Consider the following 17,623-nt stretch of genomic DNA (forward strand, 5'->3'; position numbering starts at 1 on the left):
GAAACACAATATGAAAAATTATATCCTGTACTCCAAGGAAAAAGCGTGGATTAAAAGCCTTAATATTAGATATTGAATCTTGGGAGGGCTTTGATCATATAGTAGAATTTTTAGTTGAAATCTATGATGCAAAAATAATCCGAAGGATTGACGGCCCTGATGCGAGGCGTTGGATTTTTGAAACTAATGGAATGCAGTATGAACTAATCCATGATGATGGTTACGGTAATTATTTTATTGCTCGAACTGAGGAGAGTGAACCATTAATACGAGAAATCACAAAAGATATAGAAATGCGTTTACGTTAAGAAGATGAAGAAAAAGAGGTTAGCGATAATACTATCCCGATTTAAAAATAATGGTCGATTCAGTGATAACAAATAAGGAATAGTTTGAAAAATTATATTTTATTTGATCAAGATGAAAATGGCCGTCTTTCCGCCACCATTTGGATGTACCTGATTGGGACGGTTTCGATAAATTAATTCATTTTATGGAAAAATATTACGATACAAAAATTTTAAAAAAAAAATGACGGTCCTGGTGCTAGGAAATGGATATTGGAAAGTCGCGGTATCCAATATGAATTGGTACACGATGATGGCTATGGCAACTATTTCTTAGCAAGAAATAAAGAAGCTGAGCCGCTTGTTCGTGAAATGCTAAAGACATAGAGAAACGGTTTCGCAATCAGTAATTTAGATTTTTATGAAAAGCAATACTTCTTATTGCAGAAATAGAAATACCAAACTGCAAATGCAGCCATTGTGGTTTGACGATTGGAAGAGTTTTAACGAGCTTATTTCTTTTGTATTAGAAAATTTTGACGTAAGGATCGTATCCAATAAAAATCAAGAAGGGTGATCTGCCCCGAGTTTAGTAGACACTAATTTCTAAAGTCCACTTGCAAGCTCATATTGTTCGGGCGATTTATATCCAATAAATGAATGCTTGCGTTGCCGATTATAAAATACTTCGATGTAATCAAAAATAGATTTCTTTGCTTCATCACGAGTTAAATATTTTTCATGATAAACGCATTCTGTTTTTAATGTATGAAAGAAACTTTCCATTGCGGCATTATCCCAGCAGTCGCCCTTGCGGCTCATGCTGCATTTAATACGATTATGACGCAGCATTTGCTGGAAATTATCCGATGCGTACTGACTGCCACGATCCGAGTGAAGTAATGCATCGGAGTTAATTTTACGCCTAAATAAAGCCATTTTGAGCGCATCAATTACCAGTGATTCTTTCATTCTATCAGACATCGACCAACCTATAATTTTGCGAGAATATAAGTCCATCACCACCGAAAGATAAAGCCAGCCTTCAACAGTCGGAATATAGGTAATATCTGTAGTCCATCGCTGATTTGGCTTATCAGCATTAAATTGTCGATTAAGATGATTACCTAATAGGTTTATTGTGCTTTGAATCAGTTGTCACTTTGAATTTCCTTTTTGTTTTTGGGCGAATATTATTTTCATTCATTATTCGCGCGATGCGATGTTTGTCACAGAGTTCATTTAAATCGACAAAATCATCGTGTATACGACGATAACCGTAGGTTTTACGGCTCTTTTTAAATCTATCCTTAATGATGGTTAGAAAGCGTTTATCGTTGCATTTACGTTGCGATTCTGGCCTCTTGCACTATGCATAAAACCCTGCACGAGACACCGACAGCACCCTGCACATCGTTTGAATACGAAATATTTTTTTATTCTCGTCAATAAAGCGGAATTTTATTTCGCTTCTTTTGCAAAGAATGCCGTCGCCTTTTTTAATATTTCCCGCTCCTCCTTGAGGCGGACATTTTCCTTACGCAAACGGTTTAACTCTGCAATGAGATTGGTTTGATTACCGCTTTCATCAGTAATGGTTTGATTTTTATTTTTTTCTTCACTAATCCAACTGTAAAGTGCTGATTCTTTTATTCCCAAATCTTGAGCTGTCTTGGCTATTGGTTGTGCGGATGATAATGCTAATCGTATTGCTTCATCTTTGAATTCTTTGTCGTACTTACTCATTGGTTACACCTCTTTTGATGGTTGATTCTATCAAATTTGGTGTCTACTGAATCGGGGTCAGTTCAAATCTACGTACCCACTCATACTCAGGAATATATAAATTTTCTTACAACATAAGAAATTTTATCGGATAAATATTTATGTCTAATAAATAAGAAAAATGAATTCAATACTTTAGAATTTATAGGACGTTACTTTACTTAAATAAGGAGGGCAAGGCAGTTAAAATTAAGAAATTTATTGTGTTAGTCTTGCACCGTACGGGCCAATCATTTGTTATTGGCACATCTTTTTGGCCGATTATTGAGCTTCTAAAGCTTTTATTTTTTCAAAATTACACTTAAAAAAGCTAAAGAATGAATAACTTTATTGAAAACCGTTATTACGAGATATACAATTCCCAAAAATAAAAGGGTGGTATTTGCTAAGGATCAGTATGAAATTCGAACAATTTTATAATTCGATTATTTCGGTAATAAGCAGAAAATTTGAAAATAATATATCCCAAGACGCAATTCAAAACTTCGCAAATAATCTATCAATTATCTTTAATGATAACAAAAGTGAAAGTTCCTTAAAAATGACTAGAATGACTATTCTTTTTGAGGGCTTTTACCAGTTTCTTCCATCAGAGTCCGAATTAAAAAAAGATCTCCTAACTATTAAAATGCAGCGCTGGGTACTTCATTTTGGTACACCTACGATAGCATTTCTACTTTCTTATATGTCACAAATCGAACAAACTAAAGATCATTTTATAAAAGTGCATGATTCAATTGGCCTGGGAATAGAATTAAGTAGCCCAATGCCTTGGCATGTTACTGCAACATTGAAATCAGCTATTGATAAAAGTAACGATGTAGTTATTGATGAACATAAAATGAATGCAGTTCTTATGCCAGAACTAAAAGAAGAGACCGGCAAATTTCTTAAAACTCATAATTCATCTGGTGGATTTACTACTACTCCGTGTGACTCCTATTCTCAGCAATTTATCAAACACGCAAAATCATTGAAAAAGAAAGGAGGTAGTGTACTCGAAATTGGTGCTGCATTTGGAGCTGCTTCTTTACAGGTGACCTCATCGGTAGTTAAAGTATTTTGTAATGACATTGAAGCAAAAAACCTTGCAGTAATCAGAAATAGATATTTACAAGGAATAAAAAAAAGCGCAAGTTCTGTGACGGGCGATGAAGAAAATTTAATACTTCTCCCGGGTTCCTTCCCAGAAGAATTGGCCGGACTGCCTAACGATTCATTTGACGCAATTTTGATTTGTCGAGTGTTACATTTTTTTCCTGGTAAAAAGATAGATCAGGCATTATCACTAATAGAGCCACTATTAAAACCTAGTGGCAGGGTTTATATCATTTGTGAAACTCCGTATTTAAAAAATTGGAAAACTTTTATTCCTGAGTATGAAAAAAGAGTTTCGGCTGAAATTGAGTGGCCTGGCGAAATTACTGATGCAAGTAGTTTTGAAAGTAGTGGACGAGTAGCCCTTCTTCCAAAATTTGTCCACTGGATTAGTAAAGATGTTATTGAGATGGCGCTTAAAAGAAATAGTTTTGATATTGTTAATTCTTCATATATTGATCGAAAAGGCCAATTTCCTGATGATTTGTTGTTGGATGGAAAAGAAAGCGTAGGTGTTGAAGCACGTCGAGCAAAACATCGATTTTAATTTGGACGGATAATTATGACAATGAAAGTTAGCTTAATGGATAGGCTGGGGTCAATGTTAAAAGAATTTATTAATGATGTAGCAGTAAAAGAGCAAGCTAAAATAGTTGATATTTATGAATGTAAAAAAAGTGGATATATTAGAGCAGTAATTCAGCTTTCAACCAGACATGTGATTGAAAAAAATATAAGTGATATTGTTACAGATAATATGCTGATACAATGTTTTGATAAAAAAACTATAAGAACTTTAACATACATGGCTACAATTGAAAGAATGAAGCCGGATTATTCTGTCGTAGTACAACAGTTGCAAGATGAAGTTGATGAGTATATTTTAGGAATAAAATCAAAAAGTGACAAAAATATTATTAAAAAAACACCCTCAGAAATATCTAAAGACAAAGCATTACTTGCAAAATTTAGTCCTGTTGATGCAAGCCGAATTGGATATTTAGCTGGTATACGAGATACGGTTAAAGAATTCAAGATTAAATCAACAATAAATTGTATTAAATAATGTCAAATACAATTGGTACTTTGTCGAATCAATCGCAATATAAATACCCATTTCTTTTCTTAGGGATTTATTTAACATTTTTGTTAGCTACTGTTTGTTTAGCGGGGAAGCTGGCGTTAATAGGTAATTTGTTAGTGCCTGGCGGGATTTTCGTATTTGGGTTTACTTTTAGCATTTGTGAAATAGTAGGGGAGGTGTATGGATATTCATATCCTCGTTTATTTATTTGGACAGGTGTTCTAGCAGAAATTATTTTTGCTCTAGTAGTTACGGGAATATCTCACCTTTCTTCACCAGAGTATTTCAAACATCAAGAAGCATACTGGCTCGTTTTTGATCCCACGCTAAGATATGTGGTGTCAAGTCTAGTAGGATTGATGGTGGGTGAATTTGTAAATGTCTACCTTTTAGCAAAATGGAAGATAGCTTGGCGTGGTAAGTTTTTTATAGGAAGAAGTCTGGTATCAGCAGGGCTTGGACAAGCAACTCTTACAATCATTGTAGATATTTTAAATTACTATGGAAAGATATCTTCTAGTAATTTGGTATGGATGATGATATCCGGGTATTTATGGAAAATGTGTGGCGCACTGATTCTTGTTTTTCCCGCATGGTTACTGGTGAAATATCTTAAGAAAGTTGAAGAGGTTGATCACTACGATATCAATACAAATTTCAATCCATTTATATTTAGGCTGGATGAAAAACAGATATCCTTACCCAATAAACAATTTAGCTTTTCTTCTACAAAATAAAAATGTCAAAATTGTAATCTTACTTCAAAAAGTATGGCAATCACTTTGTCCTGGTCCTGTTTTAGCTTGGTAAGTTGCGCGTTTCCGTCTTCTTGATCTTGTTTTATGTAGTATATTGAACCATCTATAAATAGTCTGTTCAGAATAATGAGATTATTTTTAGCTAAGCAAACAATTGCATAATCTCGATCTCTCGGTGTTTTGCTTGGATCGAACAATAATACCGATTTTTCAGGAAACATAGGTTCCATTTGAGAGTCTTTCATTATTATCGCAAAAGAATTCCGATCCACTTTTTTATCCAAAATAATTTCTTTATAGTGGTGTGAATGCATATTTTTTTGCGGCCAATGTTTTATCATTTCCCACTCAATAATTGGCACTGTGGAAATTTTCAGACTATTTTTGAGTGCATTGGGAATAATTGGTAAGGGCGTAATACCGATAAGTTGATCAACGGATATTGAAAAAAAATTAGCAAGCGCTTCCAAAGCATGGTTTCGGGGTTTCTTGGTTTCCCCATTTAAAATATGATGCAACGTCGGCTGGGGTATTTGCGTACGTTTTGCTAGCTCAAGGATAGAAACCCCATTATGAAGCTTTATAAGATATTTTAAATTTTCGCTAAGCGTTTGCTTACTCATATCTTTCCTAGTAATTATTAATAATAATATTCATTTGTAACTTGACAAGCGATCCTCGCAAGGGTCTAATTGAATAAAATTATTCATATTTAGTTATTCATTCTATCTCTTAAGAATAATTTTTACCAATAATAGCATGTGCATGACTTAATCCAAATGAAATTTGGGTAAAATGCAATTGTAAAAAAAATGGAAAGTAATATTTTATCGGAATGAAATAGGAGCTAGTAGAATCATCATGTCAGCAATTCCACTTTTATGTAATTCAATAGGGACTTACAAAGCTAAACTTTCAAGAGAAGAAAAATTCATTGCCGAAGCAGGCCTTTTCACGCTGGTTTGTGATGAAATCAAAAAAATCCTTAAAGCGGAATACAAAAATTATTTTTGTTTAATGAAATTTAATGAAGAAATGGAGAATACGATGCTTGATGCTAATTTTTTACGTTTTGTTATTAGTGATATTTTATTATCCGGAGAATATTCTTTGGAAGGAGTTGCTTACTACACCCAGTCACCAGAAGAAGTAATTTGTGATGTAGTTTCTGGAACAAACATCGAACCATCATTGCCGTTATCTAGAAAAATTATTAATTTACATAAATCAGTCAGACCAAATCTATATCAAGAAATTATGAAAAAAATTATTGCTGAATACCTACCTTAAAATTAATGAAGCTTTGAATTACAGTATCGCTGTTGTTCTCTTCTCTACAGCAAGAAATATATTTCTTGCTGTAGTTTCAGTTTGCAAATTTTTCTTTGTAGCAAATAAACCACAAGCCATTCAGTAGAAGATTATTAATAAGGGAGAGAAGGTTATGCTTGGATCGGGACAGCTCCTATTAAAATCGATGCATCCCATTCAGTTGTAAAAGTCTTTTCTATTTACAATGAATAGTTTCACCAAGTTACCTCTTAAAAAAACAAAAACTAAGAAAATCATTTCAAACATAACTGTGCCGTTAAAGTTCCTTAGCATCCAAGCTTAAATAATTAATTTAAACGATATAAGCTAATTTCTAATACTCAATTCTTTCAATCCATTTGATCCCAACATAATGCAACAATTTCACTGACAGCTAGCTTACTAAACATGATAACAACTCGTAGCCTGGGTGGAGCGCAAAGCGGGTAACCCAGGAAATCCTATCATTATATTAGAAAACTATAAATAATATTCATTACAATCCTGTTAACCTTGGGCTAGTTAAGGAAACCGTTGATTGGCGTAATTCTTCATTTCATTGATAGGTAAAAAAAGGAATGCTGTCTCGTAAATGGCAAGTGGGATCCTGAAGAGAATAAGGGCGAATAATGGGTTTGGGTGTTAATGGGTTACGCTGCCTGCAAATGGCCGCCAAGGTTGGGTTTCGCTGCGCTACACCTAAGGTACGCTTGCTTTACCAAACTTTTAACATACGTAGAATGCCATCTTTACATCCCATAACAACTTTCCAGTTGGGCACTGCGCTCATCATACCTTGCTAGACCCATAGTCTTATTTATTTAGTGAGTTTTTTAATTTCTTTCTGATATAAAATAACATAAAGATTGCTGGTAAAATGAAGGGTAGATAAATGCAAATGGATGCGTAGAGTAAAGTAGCTGCATCGAGGCCAGATGGTTGGATGGTAATAGACGAACCAGCATTTAATAGTTTCTGCATCTTTTTATCAAAAGTAACTTTAATATAGTATGTTTTATCTTGATGAGCATCAAATGAATTTAGAACGGCTTGGTTTGATCCAGCGAAGAAAATAATTCCAAATAATCCATTCGAAGTTTTCTTAACACCGTTAATTGAAATTGTTATATTTTTTTTGCCATAATTTTCTTCGCAATATTTCACAGCTTGTTTATTTCTACTGTCGCTCATCCTGCCAAAAGTGCAATCATTAATTTCCTTTAACACGTTTCCATCCATAACATGAAGCTTAATGGCGTAGTTACCGGGTTGGTTGGCAACAAAATGTAATTCAATTCCATTCCCCTGGGTATTTGATACCGGTATTTCAGCTGAAGAGTTCATTGTTACAGCCATATATGTCCAATAAGATATATGACTTGCAATGAATATAGTGAACAAAAGATAGAATATAAAAATTATTTTAAGATAAATAGGGCGCAGAGAATAATATGCTGTAATTATCGGGATGGTTATTACAACTGCAGTAATTGATATCATCAATAAAATTACAGAATAAAATATGATTACTTCCATTTTGATCTCGCAATTGTTTAAAAATTTGCAATGCTTTTTGTGCTACGATGTTGCCTAGCTCAGCAGTTTTGTTAACCCTTGTAGTACATCTTGATCACTATGTTTGACTCGACCGTCATGTAAATATTCTTGTCCAAGCGCAGATTGCGCATTTGGATTTCCTTTTTCAATGTCTTGAAGAAGTTTGGCAAAAGCATGGGGCTTTACAACATGGTTTTTCTTCTCGGCTTGCTCAAGTGGACCTGTGATTGCTTCTTCAAAATGATAAAATGTTGCGAATTGCAAAATTAGGCTAATTTTTTTAAATATTATTATAAGCCAGGATTAGAAAAAGAATTGTGCCAACACTATACATTAAAGATATATTATGGTCAAGATGGATCCAACAGGAGTCCTCATAGTTTATTTATTCCGTGAGCCACCGAACGCCCTTATGGCTTGGTAGCAAACCGTGTGAGTCGTAGCCTGGGTGGGCAGCCGTAGCCTGGTGGAGCGCAAAGCGCGTAACCCAGGAAACTCTTTTATTATAAAAATCTTAAACCCGAAAATCCCCATGGTCTATTTCCGTAGAAACCGCATCAAAGTCGGATCATATTTTTTTACTGCTACATTAAGCGAAAGCAATCAAGCATCTGGGAGCTTCCACTGGAAGATGATAATTATTTTTGTAAGATGACTACGTATCAAGAGATTATTAACCAGCACCATTATTGTTAAAGAGAGTTAAATTTTTAATAGATTATCGTGGTGAATATAACTTATGGCAGCGGAGATTTTGGGAGTACACAATTGAGGATGATGCTGGTTTAGAAAAATATATATAAATTATGTTCGTTACACCCTATGTTAAACATGCTTTGGTTAAGAATGTCGTTGATTGGCGGTATTTTCATTTCATCGTTATGTAAAAAAGGAAATGCTATCTTGCGATTGGGCACGTGAGCTATAAGGAGGATAGGTTTGATAGTGGGTTTAGTTGTTATGGGTTATCCTAGTTTCCCTGCGCTCACCCAGGTTACGGTTGCTCGAAGGGTTTTTTTTTGCTTATCTGTTTGGCTGATATCTAGTAATGTGTTGGCTTAGTGGTAATCAATTGATCTGTAAGGCTAACAGAGCATCAATATAATTCAAAATTTTCACTTTTAGAACGACTTCATGCTTCCTATTTTTTTAACCTAGCCTAATGTATCTTCCGAGTCACGCTAAAAATTTTACTCTGATTTCATTACATTCAGTAAATACATTTTTCATACTTGAGATGACACGAAGTATTATTGTTTTTTGCACGCAATAACTTTATAATTTACCCAAATTTTTAGCAATCAATCAATGGATTTTGAAAATGAATAAAAATTTTCTTCAAGGGTGGTACTATTTCACTGCATCAGCACAAATTAAAAAAAACAAAGTATATACATTTAACTACTTTGACACTTCATTTGTCTGTTATCGAGACTCAAAAAATTCAATCAACGTGTTTGATGCATATTGTCCACATTTAGGAGCTCATCTTGGTGTTGGGGGTAAAATAGTCAATGACTTACTCGTTTGTCCTTTTCACGGTTGGAAGTACAATGCCACGGGTCAATGCGTAGAAATATCGTATTGTAAAAAAATTCCTAAACGGGCTAAGCTGCAAAGTTACCCAGTGCAAGAAATGAATTCACTTGTCTTTGTTTATCTGGATCGCGAGGATGTTAATGCTAAGGCAAAACTAGAATCAAGAGATATCGATTTATTGAGTCTTAAAAAATTTTCTATTAAAGATTTTTTAACAACACGTATGAAAAATCATGAATTGCAAAAAATAATAGAAAAAGCAAAAACACTTTTTAGCTTTAAACCTATTGGTTCAGGAATATTTATAGTGAAATCAAAACACAACCACATTTCACTTTTTGTAACTGCCACACCCGTCAATAGTAATGAATTTTCTGTTTCATTTTCAGCTTCAATTGAAAAGAATTTTATTAATATCTTCCGATCATTTTTTATTAGAAAAAAAGCAAAACGACGTTTTGAAGTTTTGTTTAATACTGCAGTAGAGTCATGAGTTACCGTTACCCCTTCACACCCTTTCCAAAAGGTTGGTATCGAATTGGAATGCAGGAGAAAAAAATATATGCCTTCGATCGAGAATTAAAATTAAATCGTAGGAATAATGGCTTAGTTTTTTATGATATACATAATCCTGAATATACTTTTCCAGCCGTGGAAAAGAATAGCAATTTTTTTTGTTTTTATGATGAAAACCATCATGCCCCCTATTTTGAAGTTCCTGAGATCCTGGAATTCAACAGTCAGGAATGGCAAGCGCCATTTTATCTTTCCTGGCGTGCCCGAGTACACGCCCAAGAAATTGCAGAAAACGCCTTAGATTTATCACATTTTTGTACAGTTCATACTTACAAGGATGTTCCCACACTCAGTCATTTTAAGATAAGCGATCATCAATTTAATGTTGTTATGCATTCAAGAAAAAAAACCATGGGTATGGTCAGTAACATTTCTATGGATATTACTTATCATGGTCTGGGGATTGTGGTTGCAAATGTAGCAACTGAAAGCGGCATTGATTTAAAAGTCTTGCTCATGACAACACCGATTGAACAAGAATATGTTGATATTACCATGGGCGTTGCGATTAAAAAGACAGGCAATTTTCTTAAAGATTTTATCCTTCGCAAAGTTATTCCTAAAGATGTCAAAATTGAATTTACTCGGGATATTCCCGTTTGGGAAAGCAAAATTTATCGCAGTAAACCATTGCTTTGCCAAAATGAAGGTAATATTGTTCGCATCAGGAAATGGGCTAAGCAATTTTATGTAGAAACTAACAAATGAATGCAGAGCTGCCTGATAGCTTAAATCATAGATTGATGGGCTGGTTTGCTGTTGCCTTGAGTAAAGAATTGAAACGAAATCAAGTCATGCACGGTGTTCTTGCCGATACCCCCTACTGTTTGTCACGCTCAGAAGTGGGCATGGTTCAATTCAATAATAAAACCGATACCATTGTAGAAAGAAATGGAATCATTTATGCCTGGCATCACCCACAAGGAATACCACCCAGCTGGCAAGTGCCTATATTGGATGAAACAAATTGGTCAGCTTTTCGATATTACCAACTAACTGCGCGCACACACCCACAAGAAGTATACGAAAATAGTATAGATCTGTCGCATTTTCCCATCGTACATGGTTTTAAACAAATTACCTTAGAACAATCGCCAGTTTTTGATAAACATTGCATGACGGTTAGACACCGCATTCGTCGTAAAAATCCATTTATTCCGAGAGGAAAAGCATTATCTGCTGAGTTTGAAGTACGTTTACATGGTCTAGGATGCGCACATACGCATATTAATGTTTCGGTATTAAAAATGCAGGTGCGTATGGTGGTTGTAACTACTCCTATCCATACTGGCCATGTAAAAATTCGTTTAGGCGTAGCTATTTCAAATCACCTCAAACTTCCTTTAAAATTTTTATTTCTTCCTATTCTACATTGGGCGATTCATAAAAATATTGTTCGTGATTTTTGCCAAGATATCCCCATTTGGGAAAATAAATGTTTTCACTTTACTCCTTTGCTGGTAAAAGGCGACGGTCCCATTATGAAATTCCGTCATTGGTGCCAGCAATTCAAATATTAAGGATAAACAATGATTCCCAAAGGATGGTATTTTTGTGCTGAGTCTTCTGAAATAAAATCGCGACAGATTGTAGAGAAGAAAATTTTTGATCAACAAGTAATTTTGTGGCGAACTGAGTCGGGCGTACTCAACATGAGCACTGCCGTTTGTCCGCATTTAGGAAGTAATTTAGCTAAACTAGGGAAAGTGAGGGGTGAAAATCTGCAATGTTTTTCGCATGATTATACTTACAATGGCGAAGGTGATTGCGTTGCTACAGGGCAAAAGGTACTTCCGACTTGCCATAAGAAAGTTTTACGTTATTTTCCATTACAAGAATTGAATGGCTTTGTTATTGCTTGGTACGATCCGGAACTTAAAGAGCCTGATTGGTCTATTCCCATCGAAGTATTCTCAGTAATGAGCAAAAACTATGTGCGCAGTACGTTTGAATTCAATGTATCGATTGAAACTATTAACGAAGATAATTTCGACGTGGGCCATTTATATAAATGGCATCATGTCTATGATGTCAAAACAACGCCGGTTGAACAAAAAGGACCGATGATATCCATTTCGCATGCATTCAAACGTCATTCTATTTTGTTTAAAAAGTCGCTACCTTATCCGTTTAGTTTGCTTTCGCAGGAAATCAACAGTCGATATAGTTCAACTTTGCATGGCCATGGTTTGACAAATTCATTTATCGATATTTTTAATTTACAGATAAGATTGCATGATTTAATTTGGTGTACGCCCATTACGGCAACGCGAACTTTATATACGACATTTGTAAGACTGTTAGAGCCCAGTGAAAAACTAAGCATGTGGCGGAGATTAATGCGACGGCTAATTTTTGTGGGTTGTGTTTGGCGATTACGTCAGGAGCATAAACATGAAGGGCATGGATTCTGGGAGCAACAGACTCGCATAGACAATCCAATTTTGACGGAGGCTGAGCGTAAATTGATTATTCCGTATCGTACCTGGTGCGGACAATTTGTATAAATTTTTGGGTAAATATGCATTTTTTTGGAAAAATATGAATACACAAAAACAACAAAGATCGCTTCAACTCCCAAGCTGGATTGTTGTCTGGCTAATTCTCAGTATGATGATTATTCTTTGGGATTCCGGCTTTCTTTTTTCACGACCGGCCTCTTTGCCCGGTGGTAGCCTTGCCTGGGTATGGCTACCCTATGCCAAATACATCACCATTGATCCTAGTTATACTGATCTTCATAACGATTTTCTCGTCGCACAACAAATTATGAGTTTGTTGGAAATAGCAATTGGGATAATAGCACTATATTACAATTACAGATGCAAAGGTAATCGTGCCATCCTATTTGCTTTCAGTGCACTGCTATTAACTGGCACTAAAACAATTTTAGTCTTTTTACTAGAGGCCGTGAGTGGTTTTAAAAATATAGGACATAATAGTGGTTACGACCTATTATTATTTTACATCATGCCCAACTCACTCTGGTTAATTTTTCCATTTGCTGGCGTTTTTATTTTAGGCCGCTACTTAATATCATCCCGATAAAATTGCCTAGCCCATGCGCGATATTTTTCAAATTCGCCATCTTGGGAATGATACTCTGGACGTTCAACGTATTTTTTATTTTCCCATATTTCTAAATCGGGTATAAAATCTTTTAAAAATTGTCTCGATGCAAGACGCGTTAAGAAATTAGCAATTTGCTTACGTAAAAAATAAGGTGTCAATCCCCGCGGAAGAAATGCAATCTTCTCTATGATCTTGACGCTAGTTAGTGACCTGATGTGAATAAATTCACCATCAATGGGTGTCGGAAACACAATTTGTTTCAATTGCATATTATATTGGGGGATTGAAATAGTAGCATGTGACATTCCTAAACCATACGCATGAATATTTAAATACAACTTAATTTTCTTTTTTTCACCAAAAATTCCTCCTTTTCTTTCAAGTCGATAATTAATAATGAACTCATGGCCAAAAATATTTATCGGTTCAATAGTTTTTGCACTTAGATATTTATGTACTTGGAAAAAATGCAATTGATCGACGCTATTTTCTAGAATTTCTTGCGGATGAGATTTAATTTTAAACTGATATTGAATAGGCTTGCCCCATTCGGCGAAGTTCCATTCTGGAAAAGTCAAATGTAAATCTCGCAACGTAGGATTATGAGTTAAAAAAATTAACCCATATTTCTCAAAAACGCCCCAGTGCTTAAGTTGATACTTCCCTATTTCGTTGTCTCGATTTTTTGTCGCACAAGTACCGTCAGTTTTAAATCTCATACCGTGGAAGGGGCATTGCAAAGCATCTTTTTTAACCGAACCAAAAGCCAAATCAGCACCGAGATGCGGACAAAATCCATCAACTGCTCCTACTTCGCCTGTTTCTGTCCTAAAAAGTACAAGCTTTTGGTTCATAAATATAACCGATAAGACTTGTTTAAGCTTAAGCTCATGAGAAAATAATACGGCAAAAATACCATCCGGATAGGGGGTAAAGGGAAATCTGAAACGTTTCATAATTTTGTCTTTATATTATATTTAAAGAAATATTGAAGTTTAGCATTATCTAAATAATAGATAGAAAAAATCAATTTAAATTATTTAGATATTCTCACTACTAAATTGTCTCATAACAATGAATGTAATAATTATTTGTAAATGTTCTCAACGTTTTTATATGTCATTCAGCAAAGATACACTATAAAAAATTTGTTTTTACTTACAGATGAGACTTAGGTACTTTGCCGTTCATTTAGTAGCACCGAAGGTGGTCGTTGTAAGTCATCTTCACCAATTTGCTTTAGTTAATGAAGCCTTGAATGTTTTGCATGATGGTCAAAAGCTGTGTATTTGGCGAAGGACTTACAGTGTTAATGCTTACTCCATGTTTGATACGGCGGAAACGCATTAATATATCCTGTAAATAATTTATTAGCGTTTTGTCAATAACTTTATTTTTTTCCTCCAAATGTTTGTAGTGCCTTAAGGAGACAAATATTTCACCAACTGACAAACAAAATATTTCTATACTAAAGAGAGCTTGGTTGATTTAGTGGAAATAGAATTCCTTATTGAAAAATAGACCTAATTTGAATGGGATAAGATGAAATTTACAATTTATAGTTAGGGTTTTTACGCTAGTCTTTTTAAAAAAATTAATTTTTGATAGACTCCGCTGTTTAATCATAATGGAATCGTAACATAGCCAACCTCCTGATTTAATTTAATACAATAATAAAATATGAAGGAAGTACGATATGTATAATAATCATGAGTTAATATTAGCCACCGATCTTGATGGTACTTTATTAGAAGGAGATCATCAGACAAAAAACATTTTATATAACCAATTATTCCGTTTACGTGAACGTATTCTCTTAATTTATGTTACTGGCAGGCCTGTTGAGACCGTAAAACAATTTTGTAAAGAGGGATATTTACCAAGTCCACACTTTATTATTGGCGATCATGGGACACATATTGTTGATGGTGATCATTTTCATACGGTTGATTATTTACAAAATCCAATCATACAAAAATGGAATAATGGTAATGACTTAATCAAAGCGCTATTACGTGATGAAATTGGCCTTCAGTTACAACCTTTAAACCCGCCTTACCGAGTTGCTTATTATTATGATGAAAATCATTTGCAGCATAAAACTTTGGAAAAAATCCAGAATGCTGGTTTTGATGTCATTTTATCGTGCGATATGTATTTAGATATTTTGCCACGAGGAGTCAATAAAGGTTCCACATTATTAAATCTACTCGATTACTTAGGAATAGATAATGAACTCGCAGTTACTTGTGGGGATTCATTAAATGACTTATCACTTTTTCAAACAGGATTAAAAAGCATTGCTGTAGGTAACTCTGAGCCAAAACTTATTGATGTTATTAAAAAACTAAATAATGTTTACCATAGTCAATTCCCAGGATTATTAGGGATTATCGACGGATTAGGTTTTTTTGAAAAAATGCAATTATTAGATTTAAATGTAGCGGCATAGTTGACTTGTCTCTGTAGGCTTTTTTTTGCCACAAGATATAATCCATTTTATCTCGCGGAGCTTTATGCCCAATTTTCTAGGATTTGGTTATGAAAATTAAAATAAAAAGGGGCCTTAACTAATTGATGAGTTAATAGATATGATTCTTTCACGATTAAGAAAGTGAAATTCCAAAGAGCAAAGTTACTTTATAACAATAAAAATAATTTCGTATAAATATAATTGGCGAAAAATTCGTGGGGACTCGGTAGCTAATAAATGTTTTTTCGCTATGCAAATTTTTTCATCCGTATCAAGTCTTCTTGATCTTCCTGAAATTCAATTCCATGATTATTGTTAACAGTAAAATTTTGTCTATTTTTTAAAACTTCAGGAAATGCCTCACTTAGTTTTCCAGCGCACCGAATTTCATTTCGATCGCGTAATGAAAGGGCAAGAACAAATATTAATACGAAACACATTGAATATCTCAGGGTTTCAGTTAAAGATGATCCTTGCAAAAGTTGGGCAATTATAAATGGTAGTGCAACTTTTACAGTAACTGTTGCCGCATCTCTCGCTTGATATTTATGATGATTAAAAAAAGTAGTATGTTTCATCAATGCTCTACTTGTTTCTATATTGCCACCTCTTACAGCAACGTTAATCCAGAATTCTTTTGTGCTGCTTTCTATATTTGCTCGTTCATTCACGTTGTGAAGATCATTCATATCTTTTTCCCATTTGACTATGTGAGGGCTTATGAAATCAACTAAATTTTTCTCAACGGACACCTTAGAAGAAAATGCAATTCTCGGATTTACAATTGATTCATCGCTACATTGAACTAAATGTATAAAAATTTTATTTGCCATTTCGTCATCATCTTTTCCTATACGATTTGCGATGGGGTATTGGTTGAAATCGACTAATATCCAATCTTTTGATTTGAAGTCATACCGAATAGCAATTGCATGACTGTCGTGAGAAGCGGTAACCGCTGCCAGACTTATATGGAAATAGGCCGGTTGTTGGTTAGCTGAAAGTGTATCAAAAAATTCCCGAAGTGGTCGTAAATAACGACTCACTAATTCATTCTTCGTATATATACCTGACAACAATGCAATAGCGGTGGAACCTCCTTTCTCTTTTAAATCTTCATCCGAAAAGTCTGGACTAATTTTTGGAACAAGTGCAATTTGATTGATAGTGGAATCACATACTCTCAATATAAGATTTTTTATTCCCTTAAAATCTATCGTTAAGTTTTTTTGTAAGTATGATTCGGGATCTTGAAATGCTAGTAAGCTATCAATCAATTTCTTGTGGTCCTCAGTAGCTTTTCTTTTAAAATCTTTAGGTAAAATTAAGCGCATCAGTTCAAAGTTTTTGTTGAAACGATCGATATCGCTAATTAATGCTGAAGCCTCGGCTACACCGTTGCAGATACCTTTCATGATGTTTGTTTTTGCTAGATTGGGACGAAGTTCTATGACCCTTTGTACTATCCAATGAGAGTTAGGTAAAGCTTTTTGTTTAATTAAGTTAGTAATTTGATTTTGACTCTGACTTGAAGCATAAGCTAGTGCATAATCCAGGTTGGAGGGGTCAGTGAGAGGTAAAAGAATTTTGACAATTTCTAAATGTCCCTTTAAAGATGCGTAATCGATGGCATAGCTTCCCATACGATCAAAGTGATTAGCATCGGCCCCATTTTGAATTAAAGCCTCGACCATGGCAACCTGGCCTTCATTAGCAGCTATAATTAATAGTGAAGAGTTAAAGGGTCGCAATAATATATTTGCAGTTTTCCATTCCTTGTCAATTTTAGTTGTGATGTAATCTACATCATTTTTCATTATCGCTGAACGTATTTCTTCTTCTTGAGTGACGCTCAAAAAATTTTCGTTATGCAACATGATTCTATACTCTTTTTTAGCGAAAGTTTTTAAGATCATACAAGGTAAAACTTAACATTTTATTATGTTGTAATTAGTTATTCAAAACTGATCCGGTTAAGTCATTAGCCTTGAATTAACCTATATTTCCGTTAATTAATCCGAAATTGATTCCATTTCATATTGCTTAAATTTAAGCTATCCTTAAGTCTTGACTGGTATACTTT

The 17,623-nt window shown here is 34.4% G+C and carries 18 protein-coding genes; 10 read left to right on the forward strand and 8 right to left on the reverse strand.

Annotated elements, in window-relative coordinates; translation table 11 throughout:
- Nucleotides 1-893 precede the first annotated feature (893 nt).
- From H0W64_04925 to H0W64_04935, 3 genes are all read right to left on the reverse strand, one after another.
- Complete coding sequence (locus H0W64_04925) at nt 894-1,442, reverse strand: IS3 family transposase (GenBank protein MBA3661043.1); 549 nt, start codon at nt 1,440-1,442, stop codon at nt 894-896.
- The gene (locus H0W64_04930; protein ID MBA3661044.1) at nt 1,411-1,605 is read right to left on the reverse strand and encodes a transposase; all 195 of its coding nucleotides are present in this window, start codon (nt 1,603-1,605) and stop codon (nt 1,411-1,413) included. Before H0W64_04930 ends, H0W64_04925 begins: the two co-directional genes overlap by 32 nt.
- 143 nt (nt 1,606-1,748) lie before the next feature.
- Nucleotides 1,749-2,033 (reverse strand): transposase, encoded by a 285-nt coding sequence (locus H0W64_04935; GenBank protein MBA3661045.1) that lies wholly within the window; start codon nt 2,031-2,033, stop codon nt 1,749-1,751.
- 436 nt (nt 2,034-2,469) lie between these two features.
- Between H0W64_04935 and H0W64_04940 the strand changes: the two genes are divergently transcribed.
- Genes H0W64_04940 through H0W64_04950 form a run of 3 tightly spaced genes read left to right on the forward strand, consistent with a single transcriptional unit; the run spans nt 2,470 to nt 4,991 of the window.
- Nucleotides 2,470-3,717 (forward strand): methyltransferase, encoded by a 1,248-nt coding sequence (locus H0W64_04940; GenBank protein MBA3661046.1) that lies wholly within the window; start codon nt 2,470-2,472, stop codon nt 3,715-3,717.
- A gap of 15 nt (nt 3,718-3,732) precedes the next feature.
- Complete coding sequence (locus H0W64_04945; GenBank protein ID MBA3661047.1) at nt 3,733-4,236, forward strand: hypothetical protein; 504 nt, start codon at nt 3,733-3,735, stop codon at nt 4,234-4,236.
- Nucleotides 4,236-4,991 carry a queuosine precursor transporter gene (locus H0W64_04950; protein ID MBA3661048.1) on the forward strand — a complete coding sequence of 252 codons (756 nt, stop codon included), beginning with the start codon at nt 4,236-4,238 and terminating at the stop codon, nt 4,989-4,991. Before H0W64_04945 ends, H0W64_04950 begins: the two co-directional genes overlap by 1 nt.
- Nucleotides 4,992-4,996: 5 nt before the next feature.
- Here the strand turns inward: H0W64_04950 and H0W64_04955 are convergent, their stop codons facing one another.
- Nucleotides 4,997-5,635: a LexA family transcriptional regulator gene (locus H0W64_04955; GenBank protein MBA3661049.1), complete on the reverse strand. Its 639-nt coding sequence runs from the start codon at nt 5,633-5,635 to the stop codon at nt 4,997-4,999.
- Between the two features lie 238 nt (nt 5,636-5,873).
- Here H0W64_04955 and H0W64_04960 point away from each other — a divergent pair, with 238 nt between their 5' ends.
- Nucleotides 5,874-6,302: a hypothetical protein gene (locus H0W64_04960; protein MBA3661050.1), complete on the forward strand. Its 429-nt coding sequence runs from the start codon at nt 5,874-5,876 to the stop codon at nt 6,300-6,302.
- Between the two features lie 834 nt (nt 6,303-7,136).
- Here the strand turns inward: H0W64_04960 and H0W64_04965 are convergent.
- A complete protein-coding gene (locus H0W64_04965) occupies nt 7,137-7,667 on the reverse strand; it encodes a hypothetical protein (protein ID MBA3661051.1) in 531 nt (176 codons plus the stop codon).
- Nucleotides 7,668-7,913: 246 nt separating this feature from the next.
- Nucleotides 7,914-8,144: a hypothetical protein gene (locus H0W64_04970; protein MBA3661052.1), complete on the reverse strand. Its 231-nt coding sequence runs from the start codon at nt 8,142-8,144 to the stop codon at nt 7,914-7,916.
- A 1,057-nt stretch (nt 8,145-9,201) separates the two neighbouring features.
- Between H0W64_04970 and H0W64_04975 the strand changes: the two genes are divergently transcribed.
- The 5 genes from H0W64_04975 to H0W64_04995 are packed head-to-tail and all read left to right on the forward strand — an operon-like array spanning nt 9,202 to nt 13,043.
- A complete protein-coding gene (locus tag H0W64_04975; GenBank protein ID MBA3661053.1) occupies nt 9,202-9,912 on the forward strand; it encodes a Rieske (2Fe-2S) protein in 711 nt (236 codons plus the stop codon).
- Complete coding sequence (locus H0W64_04980) at nt 9,909-10,703, forward strand: hypothetical protein (protein ID MBA3661054.1); 795 nt, start codon at nt 9,909-9,911, stop codon at nt 10,701-10,703. The genes H0W64_04975 and H0W64_04980 overlap by 4 nt, the downstream gene beginning before the upstream one ends.
- On the forward strand, nt 10,700-11,515 hold the full coding sequence (locus tag H0W64_04985) for a hypothetical protein (protein ID MBA3661055.1): 816 nt from the start codon (nt 10,700-10,702) through the stop codon (nt 11,513-11,515). Before H0W64_04980 ends, H0W64_04985 begins: the two co-directional genes overlap by 4 nt.
- Before the next feature lie 9 nt (nt 11,516-11,524).
- Nucleotides 11,525-12,502, forward strand: a complete 978-nt coding sequence (locus H0W64_04990) for a Rieske 2Fe-2S domain-containing protein (GenBank protein MBA3661056.1) — start codon at nt 11,525-11,527, stop codon at nt 12,500-12,502.
- A 34-nt stretch (nt 12,503-12,536) separates the two neighbouring features.
- On the forward strand, nt 12,537-13,043 hold the full coding sequence (locus H0W64_04995) for a hypothetical protein (protein MBA3661057.1): 507 nt from the start codon (nt 12,537-12,539) through the stop codon (nt 13,041-13,043).
- Here the strand turns inward: H0W64_04995 and H0W64_05000 are convergent.
- Nucleotides 13,022-14,023, reverse strand: a complete 1,002-nt coding sequence (locus H0W64_05000; GenBank protein ID MBA3661058.1) for a Rieske 2Fe-2S domain-containing protein — start codon at nt 14,021-14,023, stop codon at nt 13,022-13,024. The genes H0W64_04995 and H0W64_05000 overlap by 22 nt on opposite strands.
- Before the next feature lie 740 nt (nt 14,024-14,763).
- Between H0W64_05000 and H0W64_05005 the strand changes: the two genes are divergently transcribed.
- Nucleotides 14,764-15,519, forward strand: coding sequence for an HAD-IIB family hydrolase (locus H0W64_05005; protein MBA3661059.1), 756 nt, complete (start codon nt 14,764-14,766; stop codon nt 15,517-15,519).
- Nucleotides 15,520-15,788: 269 nt separating this feature from the next.
- Here H0W64_05005 and H0W64_05010 read toward each other — a convergent pair whose 3' ends face one another.
- A complete protein-coding gene (locus H0W64_05010; GenBank protein ID MBA3661060.1) occupies nt 15,789-17,417 on the reverse strand; it encodes an ankyrin repeat domain-containing protein in 1,629 nt (542 codons plus the stop codon).
- Nucleotides 17,418-17,623: the final 206 nt, after the last annotated feature.

This window comes from Gammaproteobacteria bacterium, from assembly GCA_013816845.1.
In the GTDB taxonomy this organism is placed as follows: Bacteria; Pseudomonadota; Gammaproteobacteria; order DSM-16500; family DSM-16500; genus Aquicella.

Bases quoted from the DNA above. Each gene is read 5' to 3' on its own strand.
- H0W64_04935 (MBA3661045.1), bottom strand. From the start codon at position 2,033: ATGAGTAAGTACGACAAAGAATTCAAAGATGAAGCAATACGATTAGCA.
- H0W64_04940 (MBA3661046.1), top strand. From the start codon at position 2,470: ATGAAATTCGAACAATTTTATAATTCGATTATTTCGGTAATAAGCAGA.
- H0W64_04945 (MBA3661047.1), top strand. From the start codon at position 3,733: ATGACAATGAAAGTTAGCTTAATGGATAGGCTGGGGTCAATGTTAAAA.
- H0W64_04950 (MBA3661048.1), top strand. From the start codon at position 4,236: ATGTCAAATACAATTGGTACTTTGTCGAATCAATCGCAATATAAATAC.
- H0W64_04955 (MBA3661049.1), bottom strand. From the start codon at position 5,635: ATGAGTAAGCAAACGCTTAGCGAAAATTTAAAATATCTTATAAAGCTT.
- H0W64_04960 (MBA3661050.1), top strand. From the start codon at position 5,874: ATGTCAGCAATTCCACTTTTATGTAATTCAATAGGGACTTACAAAGCT.
- H0W64_04965 (MBA3661051.1), bottom strand. From the start codon at position 7,667: ATGAACTCTTCAGCTGAAATACCGGTATCAAATACCCAGGGGAATGGA.
- H0W64_04975 (MBA3661053.1), top strand. From the start codon at position 9,202: ATGAATAAAAATTTTCTTCAAGGGTGGTACTATTTCACTGCATCAGCA.
- H0W64_04980 (MBA3661054.1), top strand. From the start codon at position 9,909: ATGAGTTACCGTTACCCCTTCACACCCTTTCCAAAAGGTTGGTATCGA.
- H0W64_04985 (MBA3661055.1), top strand. From the start codon at position 10,700: ATGAATGCAGAGCTGCCTGATAGCTTAAATCATAGATTGATGGGCTGG.
- H0W64_04990 (MBA3661056.1), top strand. From the start codon at position 11,525: ATGATTCCCAAAGGATGGTATTTTTGTGCTGAGTCTTCTGAAATAAAA.
- H0W64_04995 (MBA3661057.1), top strand. From the start codon at position 12,537: ATGAATACACAAAAACAACAAAGATCGCTTCAACTCCCAAGCTGGATT.
- H0W64_05000 (MBA3661058.1), bottom strand. From the start codon at position 14,023: ATGAAACGTTTCAGATTTCCCTTTACCCCCTATCCGGATGGTATTTTT.
- H0W64_05005 (MBA3661059.1), top strand. From the start codon at position 14,764: ATGTATAATAATCATGAGTTAATATTAGCCACCGATCTTGATGGTACT.
- H0W64_05010 (MBA3661060.1), bottom strand. From the start codon at position 17,417: ATGTTGCATAACGAAAATTTTTTGAGCGTCACTCAAGAAGAAGAAATA.